At 69.8% G+C, this 15,380-nt stretch carries 13 protein-coding genes; 8 read left to right on the forward strand and 5 right to left on the reverse strand.

Annotated elements, in window-relative coordinates:
• Nucleotides 1–35 precede the first annotated feature (35 nt).
• The 3 genes from OHT76_RS11585 to ybaK are packed head-to-tail and all read left to right on the forward strand — an operon-like array spanning nt 36 to nt 2,301.
• Nucleotides 36–1,049 (forward strand): hypothetical protein, encoded by a 1,014-nt coding sequence (locus OHT76_RS11585; RefSeq protein ID WP_328870697.1) that lies wholly within the window; start codon nt 36–38, stop codon nt 1,047–1,049.
• An 11-nt stretch (nt 1,050–1,060) separates the two neighbouring features.
• Nucleotides 1,061–1,801, forward strand: coding sequence for an LON peptidase substrate-binding domain-containing protein (locus OHT76_RS11590; RefSeq protein ID WP_328870698.1), 741 nt, complete (start codon nt 1,061–1,063; stop codon nt 1,799–1,801).
• An 8-nt stretch (nt 1,802–1,809) separates the two neighbouring features.
• Nucleotides 1,810–2,301: a Cys-tRNA(Pro) deacylase gene (gene ybaK, locus OHT76_RS11595; protein WP_328870699.1), complete on the forward strand. Its 492-nt coding sequence runs from the start codon at nt 1,810–1,812 to the stop codon at nt 2,299–2,301.
• Between the two features lie 168 nt (nt 2,302–2,469).
• Here the strand turns inward: ybaK and OHT76_RS11600 are convergent, their stop codons facing one another.
• The 4 genes from OHT76_RS11600 to OHT76_RS11615 form a co-directional block, all read right to left on the reverse strand.
• A complete protein-coding gene (locus OHT76_RS11600; RefSeq protein WP_328870700.1) occupies nt 2,470–3,162 on the reverse strand; it encodes a hypothetical protein in 693 nt (230 codons plus the stop codon).
• A gap of 34 nt (nt 3,163–3,196) precedes the next feature.
• Nucleotides 3,197–4,021: an ABC transporter permease gene (locus OHT76_RS11605; protein ID WP_328870701.1), complete on the reverse strand. Its 825-nt coding sequence runs from the start codon at nt 4,019–4,021 to the stop codon at nt 3,197–3,199.
• 100 nt (nt 4,022–4,121) lie between these two features.
• Nucleotides 4,122–5,096, reverse strand: coding sequence for an ABC transporter ATP-binding protein (locus OHT76_RS11610; RefSeq protein WP_328876507.1), 975 nt, complete (start codon nt 5,094–5,096; stop codon nt 4,122–4,124).
• Nucleotides 5,097–5,240: 144 nt separating this feature from the next.
• Nucleotides 5,241–6,455: an NYN domain-containing protein gene (locus OHT76_RS11615; RefSeq protein WP_328870702.1), complete on the reverse strand. Its 1,215-nt coding sequence runs from the start codon at nt 6,453–6,455 to the stop codon at nt 5,241–5,243.
• 222 nt (nt 6,456–6,677) lie between these two features.
• Here OHT76_RS11615 and OHT76_RS11620 point away from each other — a divergent pair, with 222 nt between their 5' ends.
• Nucleotides 6,678–6,842, forward strand: a complete 165-nt coding sequence (locus OHT76_RS11620; protein ID WP_328870703.1) for a hypothetical protein — start codon at nt 6,678–6,680, stop codon at nt 6,840–6,842.
• A gap of 86 nt (nt 6,843–6,928) precedes the next feature.
• On the opposite strand, the gene dnaE is transcribed toward OHT76_RS11620, so the two are convergent.
• Entirely contained in the window at nt 6,929–10,468 is a 3,540-nt protein-coding gene (gene dnaE, locus OHT76_RS11625) for a DNA polymerase III subunit alpha (RefSeq protein ID WP_328870704.1), read from the reverse strand.
• A 169-nt stretch (nt 10,469–10,637) separates the two neighbouring features.
• On the opposite strand from dnaE, the gene OHT76_RS11630 reads away from it, so the two are divergent.
• The 4 genes from OHT76_RS11630 to OHT76_RS11645 all read left to right on the forward strand — a co-directional run bounded on the left by OHT76_RS11630 (nt 10,638) and on the right by OHT76_RS11645 (nt 15,380).
• Nucleotides 10,638–11,963, forward strand: a complete 1,326-nt coding sequence (locus OHT76_RS11630) for a DUF2252 domain-containing protein (RefSeq protein WP_328870705.1) — start codon at nt 10,638–10,640, stop codon at nt 11,961–11,963.
• 68 nt (nt 11,964–12,031) lie between these two features.
• Nucleotides 12,032–12,727, forward strand: a complete 696-nt coding sequence (locus OHT76_RS11635) for a hypothetical protein (RefSeq protein WP_328870706.1) — start codon at nt 12,032–12,034, stop codon at nt 12,725–12,727.
• Nucleotides 12,728–12,794: 67 nt separating this feature from the next.
• On the forward strand, nt 12,795–13,634 hold the full coding sequence (locus OHT76_RS11640) for a thioredoxin domain-containing protein (protein WP_328870707.1): 840 nt from the start codon (nt 12,795–12,797) through the stop codon (nt 13,632–13,634).
• 84 nt (nt 13,635–13,718) lie between these two features.
• A complete protein-coding gene (locus OHT76_RS11645; RefSeq protein ID WP_328870708.1) occupies nt 13,719–15,380 on the forward strand; it encodes an alkaline phosphatase D family protein in 1,662 nt (553 codons plus the stop codon).

Consider the following 15,380-nt stretch of genomic DNA (forward strand, 5'->3'; position numbering starts at 1 on the left):
GAGCCTCTGGCGCCGTTTCGACCAGCGGCTTTTCAATGGTTCACACCATGGCTCTGCTGCTGCCGTTCATCCGCGGGCCGCGGATGACAAGGACCTCGTCCCCCGTCGCCGGTGCCCGCGCCGATGACGAGGTACTGCTGGACGTGCCCGACGCACGGCTGGGTCCCGCGCTGGTCGCGGCCGCGCAGGGCGACCACGGGCCGGCCGCCGCGCTCCTCGCCGCCACCCGCGCGGCCGGCGAGTGGGAACACCGCGACCGGTACACGGCCCGGCTCGCCGCCTTCGCCCAGGCCCGCCCCGAGTGGTTCGAAGCCTGGCGCGCAGCCGCCCCGCACGACCCCGACGGCCTGATGGTCGACGCCCAGCTGAGGGTGGACCGCGCCTGGCGGTCACCGGCCCGGGCCGAGCTGCTGCGCGAGGTGAGCCCGCTGGTCACGGCCGCGGCACACGGCGACGACCGCGACCCGGTGCCCTGGCGGATCGCCCTGGACCACGCGCGCGGCGCGCAGACCGGACCGCGGTACGTCGAGGAGCTGTGGGAGGCGGCGATGCGCCGCGCCCCGCATCACTACGGCTGCCATGTGGCGGCCCTGCGCTATCTGGCGTCCTCCTGGCACGGCTCGCACCGCGAGTGCCTGGCCTTCGCCGACCGCGCCGCGCAGGACGCCCCGCCCGACTCCCTGGTGCAGGCGCTGCCGGCGCGGGCGGCGTTCGCGTATCTCACCGACGGCTGCGGCCCCGAGGTACCGCGGGCCCAGCTGGACGAGGCGGCGGACCGGGCGATGGAACTGTCGACAGGCCTCCCCCCGGCGGATCCATGGCCGGCGGAGATGCGCAACCTGCTGACCTACGTCCTGGTACGGCTGGACCGCCTGGCGGACGCCCTGGAGCAGGTGCGGCTGACCGGCCCGTACGCGACATCGTTCCCCTGGGACCGGTTCTCGGACGACCCGCTGGGCCACTGCCTGCGGGTACGGGACGAGCTCCGGGCCCCTTCCGGCCGTCCGATGACCGGGCACGCCGGACGCACACGCTCCGACGACCATTAGGCTCTTGCGTCGTGACCACCGTCCGGCTTCCGCTCTTTCCCCTGAACTCGGTGTTGTTCCCGGGGTTGGTGCTGCCTCTGAACATCTTCGAGGAGCGCTATCGCGCCATGATGCGCGATCTGTTGAAGACCCCCGACGAGGAACCGCGCCGGTTCGCCGTCGTGGCGATCCGCGACGGCCACGAGGTGGCACCGACCGCGCCCGGCATGCCCGACCCCACGGCGTTGCCCCAGCGCGGGCCCGCGGCGGGCTTCGGCCCCGAGCCCGTCAAGTCCTTCCACTCGACGGCCTGTGTGGCGGACGCGGCGACGATCCGGGAGCGGGCGGACGGCACGTTCGAGGTACTGGCGACGGGTACGACGCGGGTACGGCTGCTGTCGGTGGACGCGACGGGCCCGTTCCTGACGGCGGAGCTGGAGGAGTTGCCGGAGGACCAGGGCGACGAGGCGGGCGCGCTGGCCGAAGGAGTGCTCCGCGCCTTCCGCCAGTACCAGAAGCGCCTGGCCGGGGCGAGGGAACGCTCGCTGGCGACGGGGGCGGACCTCCCCGACGAGCCGTCGGTGGTCTCCTACCTGGTGGCGGCGGCGATGATGCTCGACATCCCCACCAAGCAACGCCTGCTCCAGGCCCCCGACACGGCCTCCCGTCTGCGGGACGAGCTGAAACTCCTTCGCGCGGAGACGTCGATCATCCGTAGCCTGCCGTCGTTGCCGGCGGCGGACCTGACGCGTGCGCCGACGAGTCTGAACTGAGGCGAGCGATGGCGAAGAAGCGGCAGTCGGCGGGTACGCCGGCGACGGTGGCCCTGACCACAGCGGGCGTGACGTTCACGACCCATGCCTATGAACACGACCCGTCCCACCCGTCCTACGGCGAGGAGGCGACCGAGGCGATGGGCGTCTCCCCCGACCGGGTCTTCAAGACGCTGGTGGCGGAAGTGGACGGCAAGCTGACGGTGGCCGTGGTCCCGGTGGCGGGCCAACTGGACCTGAAGGCGCTGGCGACCGCGGTGGGCGGCAAGAAGGCGACGATGGCCGACCCCACCCTGGCGGAACGCACCACGGGCTACGTCCGGGGCGGCATCTCCCCCTTGGGCCAGCGCAAGAAGCTCCCCACGGTCCTGGACGCCTCAGCAACGACCCACGCCACGATCTGCGTCTCAGCGGGCCGCAGGGGCCTGGAGATCGAACTCTCCCCCAGCGACCTGGCAACCCTCACGTCGGCAACCCTGGCCCCCATCGGCCGCGTTTAGCCCCTCGACGGACGCCCTCTCCTCGGTTAAGCAGAGAGGACATGTCGAAGAAAACGCGGAAACGCAAATGGCGCATGAAAAAGGGCCGAGCAAACCACGGCAGGCGCCCGGCGTAGGGGATTCCTTCTCATGGGACGGGTAGGGGCGGCGGGGGCGAAGGAAAACGCGCTACGCCTGCGGCGCCCCGTACCCGTCCCGAGCCCGATCCTGCTGCTCATACGGATCCGGATCCCGAGGCCCGAACAAGGCCGTCAACCCCAGATGCACCACAAGCGCCGCCACGGACCACACCAGCAACGCCCCCTTCGCATCAAGCTCCAACGGCGCCGAGAACGCGACCCCCTTACCCACATCCTTGGCATGCGCGATGACATCCTGCGCAGGCCCGAGCCACACCCCGACCCGCCAGGCCAGCAACGACCCCAACAGCCCCCCGACGGCCAGCGCGACCACCAACGGCACACCCCCACGCCGCCGGACCAGAAACACCCCGAGCGCACTCACCGCACCGAACGCCAGCGCCAACAACGTGAACGTCCCGTCGACGCCCACCGCCTGCTCCCCCTCGGTGTCCTTGAGATAGACGACCCAGCCCCCGTCGACCACGTCCCCCACCAACGGCACCCGAGGCGCCAGCCACCACCACAGCACCCCGAGCAACGCCCCGGCCACCGCCACGGCCACCGTGATCACGGCGGCCTCCCGCACCTCGGTCTTCATCCCGGGCCCGTCCTCTTCGTGCGAGGAGGGCAGCCCGTACGCAAAAGGCCCGTGCCCGCCGTCAGGCACAGGCGGCTGCTGCCACGCACTGTTGGCAGAGTGGTCACGCGGCGGCGGTGGTGGAGTCAGCGGTGCGGTCACCCTGACATCGTGCCAGGCCCGCCTGTGCGGCGCGTCACCGGACGGCCGCCCGACGGTACGCCCAGGTCGCCGCGGCCAGGGACACCACGCCCACCACCCCGCACACGGCGAGATCGCCGAGCACGAAGGCCCAGTCGGGACTCTCCCCGAAGGTCCGCGCGAAGGCCTCCACGCCGTACGTCGAAGGCAGCAGATCCCGAGCGAACCGCACCACCTCAGGCATCCGCTCGGCAGGCAGCACCCCCAGCAACAGCGCGGCGGACATACCCAACTGCCCCAGCACGGTCGCCAGTTCAGGCCGAGGCGCCAGCAGCCCCAGCGCGGCTCCCAGCCCCGCCAGCGCCGCCCCCGCCAGCGGAATCACCGCGATCAGCACCCACAGATGCGTCAGCGGCAACCCGAACAGCACACACCCGAACACGGCGGTGACCACGGTCCCGGGCACGGTGAAGGAGGCGTACGCCCCCGCTGCCCCGAGCACCACCGCCGCGGGCGGCACCGGCAGCGTCGCGTAATGATCGAGCCCCCCACTGGCCCGCAACTGCCCGAAGTACTGAGCGAGCAGGTTCAGCGCGACGAAGGCGACGACCAGCACCGACGACCCGGCCACCACGGCCCGCGCCTCGTCCCCGCCGTCCACGACCCCCCGCATCAGGATCATGATCCCGACGGACTGGAAGGTCGCCACGAACAGCAGCGGAATCCGCGCGACCCGCGCACGGGACAGCTGCGCCCGGTACACGGCGCACAGCGAAGGCCACAGCCGAGCCCGCGGCGCGAGCTCGGCCGCGCCGGTGGCGGGCGTCTCGTCCGCGGCCAGTGCGCCGGCCGGCAGAACCTCGGCGGGTACGACACTCACGTGGCGCTGCTCCTCTTCGCTCCGGCAGTGGTCCCGTTCCGTACGGATGCGACGTCCGCAGTATTCAAGGCCGTCCTACTCAACCCCGACCCAGTCGCGCTCAAGCCTTCACCAACCCCTGCTGCGCGGCCCCGCCGAGCGCCAGATAGACGTCCTCCAGGCTGGGCGTGGCGAGGGTGAAGTCGTCGAGGGCGGAGAAGGCGGCCCCGCCGGTGACGGTGGCGACCACCGCGCGGGCCTCCTCGGGGGCGAGCCGCAGCGTCCAGCGGCGGCCCGACTCCACGACCCGGTCCTGCAGCGCGGCGACCTCGGGAACGTGCAGCGGCGCCGCGTCCCGCCACACGAGGTCGACCCGGACCTCCCCGGCGACCTGTTCCTTGAGCCCGACCGGGGTGTCACAGGCGATCACCCGCCCCCGGTCGAGCACGGCGACCCGGTCCAGCACGGTCTCGGCCTCGATGACGTTGTGGGTGACGAGCAGCACGGTCGTCCCCTGCTCGGCGCGCCGCCGGTCGACGGCGGACCAGACCGCCCGCCGTGCCACGGGATCCATCCCGGTGGTCGGCTCGTCGAGCACGAGCAGCGGCCGCGCGCCGACCAGCGCGGCGGCGAAACAGGCGAGCCGCCGCTGCCCCCCGGACAGCTTCTTGAGCGGCCGCCCGGCAAGCTCGGTAAGGCCCAGCTCTTCCAGTACGGCGTCCCGCTCGGCCCGCGCCACATGCACGTCGAGTCCGCGCAGCCGCCCGGTGGTCTCTGCGGCGAGCGAGACGGTCAGTTCATCGAGGGCGGTCGACTCCTGGCCGAGGTAGGCGAGGATCCGCGCGGCCCGCTCCGGGTGCCGCACGATGTCGTGCCCGAGGATCTCCACACTGCCGCGATCGGGCCGCATCAGCCCGGTGAGCTGCCGTACGAGCGTGGTCTTGCCGGCGCCGTTCGGCCCGAGCAGCCCGAAGATCTCACCGCGCCGGATGTCCAGCCGTACGTCATCGGTGGCCCGCACCTCGGGGGTCGCGGGTGTCCCACGCCGTCCCCGTACGGCCGGATAGGTCTTGGTCAGCCCGCGCACGGCGCACACGACATCACCACTGGGCCGAAGTGCCTGTGCCGCGCGCGTACTCACAAGGGATGAGCCTACGGGGTCGGGAAGCCGGGCCCGTCCCCGGGTGGCCCGATCGTCACAAATCCGTCCCTATCGAAACGTCCGGATCGAAAGTCCGCGCTACTCCCCCGCGGGCGCGTGTTCCGCCGCGGTCCGCACATCGATCTCCCGCCAGAACCCGGCCCGGATCGCGTACCGGTCGTGCTCGTCGATCTGGTCGTCCTTGTGCGCGAGCAGCCCGAACCGCGCCGCGTACCGCAGCAGCTCCCCGTCGATCCGATGCGGAATCCGTGGGTACATCCCCGACAGTTTCTGGAAGTGGCTCTGGTCGCCCAGCCGCCCCATCCATCGGCGCGCGAACACCTGTCCGACCTCGTACGGATCCCCGCCGACGGTCGTGATGTCCTCCTCCCGGTCGGCCCACCGCTGCTCCGCCGTGGTCAGCTGGGCCAGCGTCGGCATGGAGGCGACCTCGGGCGGCTCGGCGGTGGCGCCGGGCCGGTCGACCCAGCCCTTGTCGGAGGACCACCGCAGCGTCGCGCTCGCGGGAGGCGCGGCGGGCTGCACGCCCGGGGCCCGCAACGCGGCCAGATCCTTCGGCGTGGGCACACCCTTCGGCGCCGGCACCCGCTCCTGCGTACCGTTCTCCGCCGCGGCGGGCGCCCGGTGCTCCCGCTCCTCGGTGGGCCGCTCGGCCCCGGCGAGCGCGGAGTCGGGCAGCGGCGCGGAGAGGATCGCGGCGATCTCGGGCCGCGGCACGGGCGGCGGCGCGCAGATCCCGCCGAGCTCCTTGGCGCGTACGGCCTTGGTGATCCACGTACGGTCGAGCACGCGCCGCTCGTCGGCCTCGGCGACCAGGTCCTCGGACTGGTTGTAGTCGCCGTCGGCGGCCTGCACGGCCCACAGATGGACGGCGACCCCGTGTTCCTTGGCGGCCATCATGCCCGGCAGCAGATCGCCGTCGCCGGTGACGAGCACGACGTCGGAGCAGGCGCGGTTGCGGGCCAGCTCGGTGAGCTCGGCGTGCATGGCGGCGTCCACGCCCTTCTGGGCCCAGCGTCCGTCGCTGCGGGTCAGTGCGCCCAGCCGTACGGTCACTCGGGGCATCACGCGCAGCCTGCGGTGCTCGGGCTGCGGGACGCGGTCGGGGGCGCCGTCGAACCAGTAGATGCGCAGCAGTGGGCGTTCCGTATCCGATTCCGCGCGTTCACGCAGGCCCTGGATGAGGGCGGTGTGATCGACGGTGATCCGGGAGCGGGAAGGTTCTCCGGCGAGGAGAGAGGCGGCGGCCCCCAGCAGATACCCGGCGTCCACCAGGACGATGCAGCGGTCCACGCGATCCACCCTCTTTCCGGGAGGTTTGCTTCGGGCTTCCTTCGAGTCTGCCCGACCGCGCGAAGGTTAACGGCCGGAACTCGATCTTCGGCGTGGCGTTTCGGGGTGACCGGCTCGAACGAGCGCCGTCACGGACGGTAATTGCCCGAAATGCGGTCTTTCGTAGCCTATGTGAATCTGGTCGCGGCCCTGGCCCCTAGATCCCCCACAGGAGGCATCACCATGGCCAAGAACAAGAAGAGTGACCGAAAGCAGCCGCAGTCCGAGCGCGGCCAGCAGCAGGCCCAGCAGTCCTCGATGGAGGCGCAGGCCGAGCAGCGGATGTCCCAGGTGACGCCGAGCGACATCGCGCGCAAGGGCAAGCAGAAGAAGTTCGGTCACAACTGACATCTTCATAATGGGCCGTTGAAGCCCAGGCACATGACGAGGGGCGCACCCGACTCGCGGATGCGCCCCTCTCCCATGTCTACGGCTCAGCCGGCCAGACAGGACGGTCCGAGCAGCACCTTCAGGTCGCCGAAGAGCGCCGGATCCGGCTTCACCCGGTGCCGGTCCAGGCGCAGCACCGTGGTCTTGGTCGGGCCCTGAAGCCTGATGCGGACCTCGCTCTCGCCCCGGTGGTGGCTGAGGATCTCGCCGAGGCGGCTGACCATCGGCGGGGTGACCCTGGTGGCCGGGATGGTGAGAATCACGGGTGCGTTGGTACCGGCGTTCGACAGGTCGGGGACCTGGAGCTCCATCGCGACCAGACGCGGCACGTCCTCGCGCTTGTCGAGGCGGCCCTTGACGAACACCACCGCGTCCTCGACGAGCTGGGTCGACACCAGCTGGTAGGTCGCCGGGAAGAACATGCACTCGATGGAACCGGCCAGGTCCTCGACGGTGGCGATGGCCCAGGCGTTGCCCTGCTTGGTCATCTTGCGCTGGAGGCCCGAGATGATGCCGCCGATGGTGACGACCGCGCCGTCCGCGTGCTCACCTCCGGTGAGCTGGGCGATGCCCGCGTCGGCCTTGTCCGACAGCACATGCTCCAGGCCGAAGAGCGGGTGGTCGGAGACGTACAGACCGAGCATCTCCCGCTCCTGGGCGAGCAGATACGCCTTGTCCCACTCATCGGTGGTGAACTCCACGTCGAGTCCAAAGCCGGGCTCGTCGCTCTCCTCCTCGCCCATACCGCCGAAGAGGTCGAACTGGCCCTCGGCCTCCTTGCGCTTGACCGCGACCACGTTGTCGATCATCGGCTCGAACTGCGCGGTCAGGCCTTTGCGGGTGTGCCCCATCGTGTCGAAGGCGCCCGCCTTGATCAGCGATTCGGTGGTGCGCTTGTTGCAGGCGACGGCCTCGACCTTGTCGAGGTAGTCGGGGAAGGAGGCGTACTTGCCCTTGGCCTTGCGGCTCCTGATGATCGACTCGACGACGTTCGTACCGACGTTCCGCACGGCCTCCAGGCCGAAGAGGATCACATCGTCGCCCTGGGCGGCGAAGTTGTGCACCGACTCGTTGACGTTCGGCGGGAGCACCTTGATGCCCATACGACGGCATTCGTTGAGGTAGATCGCCGACTTGTCCTTGTCGTCCTTGACGGACGTCAGCAGCGCGGCCATGTACTCGGCGGGGTGGTTCGCCTTGAGGAAGGCGGTCCAGTACGAGACCAGTCCGTACGCGGCCGAGTGGGCCTTGTTGAAGGCGTAGCCGGCGAAGGGGACCAGCACGTCCCACAGGGCCTGGATGGCCTCGTCGCTGTAGCCGTTCTTGCGGGCGCCGGCCTGGAAGATGGTGAAGTTCTTCGCCAGTTCGTCGGGCTTCTTCTTGCCCATGACGCGGCGGAGGATGTCGGCCTCGCCGAGCGAGTACCCGGCGATGATCTGGGCGGCCTTCTGCACCTGCTCCTGGTAGACGATCAGGCCGTAGGTGACGGCCAGGACCTCTTCGAGGGGCTCCTCCAGCTCCTTGTGGATCGGAGTGATCTCCTGGAGCTTGTTCTTGCGGAGCGCGTAGTTCGTGTGCGAGTCCATGCCCATCGGGCCGGGACGGTAGAGCGCCGAGACGGCGGAGATGTCCTCGAAGTTGTCGGGCTTCATCAGGCGCAGCAGCGAGCGCATGGGGCCGCCGTCGAACTGGAAGACGCCGAGGGTCTCACCGCGCTGGAGCAGCTCGAAGGTCGTCGGATCGTCCAGCGGAAGGGCGAGCAGGTCGAGTTCGATGCCCTTGTTGGACTTCACCATCTTGACGGCGTCGTCCATGATCGTCAGGTTGCGCAGGCCGAGGAAGTCCATCTTCAGCAGGCCGAGCGACTCGCACTGCGGGTAGTCCCACTGCGTGATGGTCACGCCGTCCGTGTGCCGTACCCAGATCGGGGCGTGGTCGACGATGGGCTCGCTGGACATGATGACGCCGGCGGCGTGCACGCCCATCTGCCGGACCAGGCCCTCGACGCCCTTGGCGGTGTCGATGACCTTCTTCACGTCCGGCTCGTTCTCGTACATCGCGCGGATCTCGCCGGCCTCGCTGTAGCGCGGGTGCGAGGGGTCGGTGATGCCGTTGAGGTCGATGCCCTTGCCGAGGACGTCGGCGGGCATCGCCTTGGTGAGGCGGTCGCCCATGGCGTACGGGTAGCCCAGCACGCGCGCGGAGTCCTTGATGGCGTTCTTCGCCTTGATCTTGCCGTAGGTGCCGATCATGGCGACCTTGTCGGCGCCGTACTTCTCGGTCACGTACCTGATCACTTCGACGCGCCTGCGCTCGTCGAAGTCGATGTCGACGTCGGGCATCGAGACGCGCTCGGGGTTCAGGAACCGCTCGAAGATCAGGCCGTGCGGGATCGGGTCGAGGTCGGTGATGCCCATGGCGTACGCGACGATCGAACCGGCCGCCGAACCACGGCCCGGACCGACCGCGATGCCCTGGCTCTTGGCCCACATGATGAAGTCGGCGACAACGAGGAAGTAGCCCGGGAACCCCATCTGGATGATGACGTCCATCTCGTAGTCGACCTGCTTCTGCCGGTCCTCGGGGATGCCGCCCGGGAAGCGGCGCTCCATGCCGCGGCGGACCTCCTCCTTGAACCAGGTGACCTCGGTGTAGCCCTCGGGGATGTCGAACTTGGGCATGAGGTCGCGCTTCTCGAACATGCCCGTGGTGTCGACCTGCTCGGCCACCAGGAGCGTGTTGCGGCAGCCCTCCTGCCAGGCGTCCGAGGAGTCGATGGCGTACATCTCGTCCGTGGACTTCAGGTAGTAGCCGGTGCCGTCGAACTTGAAGCGGTCGGGGTCGGAGAGGTTCTTGCCGGTCTGGATGCACAGCAGGGCGTCGTGCGCGCCCGCCTCGTGCGCGTAGGTGTAGTGCGAGTCGTTCGTCACCAGGGGCGGGATGCCGAGCTTCTTGCCGATCTCCAGCAGACCGTCGCGGACGCGGCGCTCGATCTCGATGCCGTGGTCCATCAGCTCCAGGAAGTAGCGGTCCTTGCCGAAGATGTCCTGGTAGTCGGCAGCGGCCTTCAGCGCCTCGTCGTACTGGCCGAGGCGCAGCCGGGTCTGGAGCTCGCCGGAGGGGCAGCCGGTGGAGGCGATGAGCCCCTCGGACCACTGGGAGATGGTCTCCTTGTCCATCCGCGGCCACTTCTGGAGCCAGCCCTCGGCGTAGGCGTCCGAGGAGAGCTTGAAGAGGTTGTGCAGACCGGTCGCGTTCGCCGCCCAGATCGTCTTGTGGGTGTAACCACCCGAACCGGAGACGTCGTCCCGCTTCTGGTGCGGCTGGCCCCACTGGATCTTGCGCTTGTTGCGCCGGGACTCGGGGGCGACATACGCCTCGATCCCGATGATCGGGGTGACTCCGGCATTCTTCGCGGAGTGGAAGAAGTCGTACGCGCCGTGGAGGTTGCCGTGGTCGGACATCGCGATGTGGGTCATGCCCATCTCGTTGCACGCGTTGAACATGTCCTTCAGCCGCGCGGCACCGTCCAGCAGCGAGTACTGGGTGTGGACGTGCAGGTGCGTGAACGGCGGCTTTGACACGGTGCGGCCTCCAGGGGAAACACTCGGCGACGGGCTGGCGGACAGTTCTGGGGTCAGCGTCGAAGTCTATGCCGCGGCACTGACACTCGGTGGGCACTCCGACGTACCGTCGTGCGTTGGAGACGGCAGAGACGCTGTCGTACATGCACTGCACCAGGAGGCACCAGCGATGTCGGTCCCGAAGCTCAGCGACGAGCAGCGCGGCGAGGAGATCCTCGCCGTCTTCGACACCGCGTTCGGCGAGCTCCTGGCCGCCGACCCGGCCGCGTTCCGCGTGAAGTTCCGCAAGATGGCGGCCTCGGCGTTCGCGTTCTACCGGGGGACGGCGTGCCTCTTCTACCACGATCTTGATCCGGAGAAGCGGGGCGGCCCGTTCCTGGACGAGCGCACCTCGCGCGTGTGGATCCACGGCGATCTGCACGCGGAGAACTTCGGCACGTACATGGACTCCACCGGCCGGCTGATCTTCAACGTCAACGACTTCGACGAGGCCTACGTCGGCCCCTTCACCTGGGACCTCAAGCGCTTCGCCGCCTCCGTGGCGCTCGTCGGGTACGCGAAGGCGCTCAGCGACGAGCAGATCACCGAGCTGGTCGAGGTGTACGCGGGCGCGTACCGCGAGCGGATCCACGCGCTGGCGACCGGCGCCAAGAGCGACGAGGTGCCGCCGTTCACCCTGGACTCCGCCGAGGGCCCGCTGCTGGACGCCCTGCGCGACGCCCGCGCGCTGACCCGGTTCGGGCTGCTGGACTCGATGACCGAGATCCGGGACTTCGAGCGCCGCTTCGCCCCGGGCGGCGGCTCCATCGAGCTGGACGCGGCCACCCGCTACAAGGTGCTCGCCGCCTTCGACGGCTATCTGGAGACGCTGCCGGAGTCCTCCCTGACCCGCCCGGACTCCTACCGTGTGAAGGACGTCGTGGGCCGCCGCGGCATCGGCATCGGCTCGGCCGGTCTGCCGTCGTACAACATCCTTCTGGAGGGCAACAGCGACGCCCTGGAGAACGATGTCGTGATCTACATCAAGCAGGCCCAGACCCCGGCCGTCTCCCGGCACATCACCGACCCGGCGATCCGGGACTACTTCCAGCACGAGGGGCACCGCACGGTGATCTCCCAGCGCGCCCTCCAGGCGCACGCCGACCCGTGGCTGGGCTGGACCGAGCTGGGCGGCGCGGGCCAGCTGGTCGCGGAGGTCTCGCCGTACGCCGTGGACCTGGACTGGGGCGACATCGACGACCCGGAGGAGATCGCGGCGGTCGTCGCCGACCTCGGCCGGGCCACGGCCTCGATGCACTCGGCGGCCGACGACACCTCCGGAGAGTCCCTGGTGCCGTTCTCCACCGAGCGGGCCATCGACGCGGCCATCGCGGCCGACGAGGACGGCTTCGCGGAGGTCCTGGTGAGTTTCGCGCACGACTACGGCGCACGCGCGCGTGCCGACCACCAGATCTTCGTGGACCTGTTCCGCAACGGCCGCATTCCTGGCCTGTGACCGAAGGGTCGCTCACAGGAACCCTTTAGGGGTCCCTTACAGCCCTCCGTGACAGACTCTCTGGCGCTATGGACATATCCGGAACCCAGCTACGAGCGCTCCGCGCGGCGCTGTTCACGGCACTCGTCGTGACGCTCAGCACCGCGTCGCACGTACTGCTGTCCCGGGTTCCGCTGCCGCTGAACACGGTGGCCCTGGTCGCCGCCACCGTGTTCGTGGTCGCCTACGCACTGGCCGGGCGCGAGCGCGGCTTCGGGCGGATCGCCGCCCTGCTGATCCCGCTGGAGCTGGCCGCCGACACCGTCTTCACCACCGGCCAGCACGTCTGTTACGGCGCCGCGGGCGGCCCGGTCGCGGGCCCGTTGCGCTCGTTCGGACTGGACGTGCTGTGCGGTGACGGCACCCGGGTCGGCACCGCGCTGACCGCGGTGACCGAGAAGACCGGCACCGACCGGCTCGCCACCCTCCTCGCGCACGCCGACCCTCAGACCGCCTGGCTGCTGCTCGGCGCTCATGTCTCGGTCGGCCTGCTCGCCGCCGCCTGGCTGCGCCGCGGTGAGCGCGCGCTGGCCCAGTTGCTGGCGGCGGTCGCGGCCACCACCTTCCGGCCGCTGCTGCTGGCGGTAGCCGCCGTGACGGTACGGCCGGCCCGGTCCGTCCGGCGCCTGCCGCGCCTCGACCGCCGTACCACCTCCGCCCGTGAGCGGATCCTCGTGCACTCCTTGGGACGGCGTGGACCGCCGTGCTCGGCCGCCTTCGCCTGAGCACCAGCAGTCCACCCCTACGTATTGCGCACACACGACGTGTGCGCCTCCCATGGAGAGAACCCATATGAGCAAGCGGAACAGCCAGGCGGCGAAGTCGGCGGCGCGCGAGCGGCTGCGCGTCGAGCGTGAGCGCGAGGCGAAGCGGGCCAAGGTCAAGCGGCAGATAGTCGTGGCCTGTTCGGTCGTCGGCGTGCTCGCCGCGGCCGGCGGCATCGGCTACGCCGTCGTCCAGTCCAACAAGCCCGGCCACTGGGAGGCCGTGCAGGACGAGAGGGTCGTCACTCCGGCCAACACCACGGGCACCAACGGCACGACCGTCGTCATCGGCAAGGACAGCGCCAAGAAGACCCTCAAGGTCTTCGAGGACCCGCGCTGCCCGATCTGCGCCACGTTCGAGCAGACGGTCGGCTCGACCGTCGAGAAGGACCTGGAGGCCGGCAAGTACAAGATCCAGTTCGTCGGCGGCACCTTCCTCGACGGCGACCAGCTCGGCGACGGCGAGATCGGCAGCAACGGCGAGGGCTCCAAGAACGCGATGAGCGCCCTCGGCGCCGCGCTCAACGTCAGCGGCGACGCCTTCCTCCAGTACAAGACGGCGCTGTACTCGGCGAAGTGGCACCCGGAGGAGTCGGACGACAAGTTCAAGGACGACGACTACCTGATCGAGATCGCGAACACCGTCGACGCCCTGAAGAACAACACCAAGTTCCAGAACGCGGTGAAGAACGGCACCTACGACGCCTGGGCGCTGGCCATGTCGAAGACCTTCGACACCAACAAGGACAATGTCACCGGCACCCCGAGCTTCGTGATGGACGGCAAGAACCTCACCACGGACCAGGGCAATCCCCCGCTGACGGTGGAGGAGTTCAACACGCTGGTGGACGGGGCCCTGAAGGGCTGACCCGACCTACCAAAAGACGAAGAGCGGGCGAACTTTTACGAGTTCGCCCGCCCTCGTTCATACTGGTCAGTAACCTGATCGCTCGTGACCAGTCGATACAGATCAACCGAATCGCTCAACACCCTTACCCCGCGCCGCCGTACGGTCGTCAAGGCCGCGGCGGCCACTGCTGTCCTGGCCGGACCGCTCGCCGCCGCGATACCCGCGAAGGCCGCCACCGACGCCCCTGCCTTCCTGCACGGCGTGGCCTCCGGCGACCCGCTCCCGGACGGCGTCCTGCTGTGGACGCGCGTGACCCCGACCCCTGAGGCGATACCCGGTTCCGGGCTCGGCCCGGACACCGAGGTCAGCTGGACCGTCGCCACGGACAAGGCGTTCACGAACGTCGTCGCCAAGGGCTCCACCAAGGCCACCGCCGCCTCCGACCACACGGTCAAGGCGGACATCCGCGGCCTCGCTCCCGCCACCGACTACTGGTTCCGCTTCTCCGCGGGCGGCACCGACTCCCCGGCGGCGCGCACCCGCACCGCGCCGGCGACGGACGCGGCCGTGACCAACCTCCGCTTCGGCGTGGTCTCCTGCGCCAACTGGGAGGCCGGCTACTTCTCGGCGTACCGCCATCTCGCGGCCCGCGGCGACCTGGACGCCTGGCTGCACCTCGGCGACTACATCTACGAGTACGGCACCGGCGAGTACGGCACCCGCGACACGGTCGTACGGCAGCACGCGCCGGCGCACGAGATCCTCACGCTCGCCGACTACCGCACCCGGCACGGGCGTTACAAGACCGACCCGGACCTCCAGGCCCTGCACGCGACCGCGCCCTGCGTGGCGATCTGGGACGACCACGAGATCGCCAACGACGCCTGGTCCGGCGGCGCCGAGAACCACACCGAGGGCGCCGAGGGCAGCTATGCCGCGCGCCAGGCCGCCGCCAAGCAGGCCTACTTCGAGTGGATGCCGGTCCGCCCGGCGATCGCCGGCACCACCTACCGACGGCTGCGCTTCGGCAAGCTCGTCGACCTCTCACTGCTGGATCTGCGCTCCTTCCGCTCGCAGCAGGCCTCCGTCGGCAACGGCGACGTCGACGACCCGGAGCGCACCCTCACCGGCCGCGCCCAGCTCGACTGGCTGAAGGCGGGTCTGAAGTCCTCCGACACCGCCTGGCGGCTGGTCGGCAACTCGGTGATGATCTCGCCGTTCGCGATCGGCTCGCTCTCCGCCGAGCTCCTCAAGCCGCTCGCCGAGCTGCTCGGGCTGCCGAAGGAGGGCCTCGCCCTCAACACCGACCAGTGGGACGGCTACACGGACGACCGCCGTGAACTCCTCGCCCACCTGCGCTCCAACGCCATCCGCAACACCGTGTTCCTGACCGGTGACATTCACATGGCGTGGGCCAACGACGTTCCGGTGAACGCCGGTACGTATCCGCTGTCCGCCTCGGCCGCCACGGAGTTCGTGGTCACCTCGGTGACCTCCGACAACCTCGACGACATCGTGAAGGTCCCCGAGGGCACGGTCTCCGCGCTCGCCTCGCCGATCATCAAGGCCGCCAACCGGCACGTCCACTGGGTCGACACCGACCGCCACGGCTTCGGCGTCCTGGACATCACGGCCGACCGCGCGCAGATGGACTACTACGTCCTGTCCGACCGTACGAAGGCCGACGCGACGGCGTCCTGGGCCCGTTCGTACCGCACCCGCAACGGCACGCAGAAGGTCGAGCGGACGTACGACCCCGTGTAA

Origin of the sequence: Streptomyces sp. NBC_00287 (genome assembly GCF_036173105.1) — a bacterium.
Taxonomy (GTDB): Bacteria; Actinomycetota; Actinomycetes; order Streptomycetales; family Streptomycetaceae; genus Streptomyces.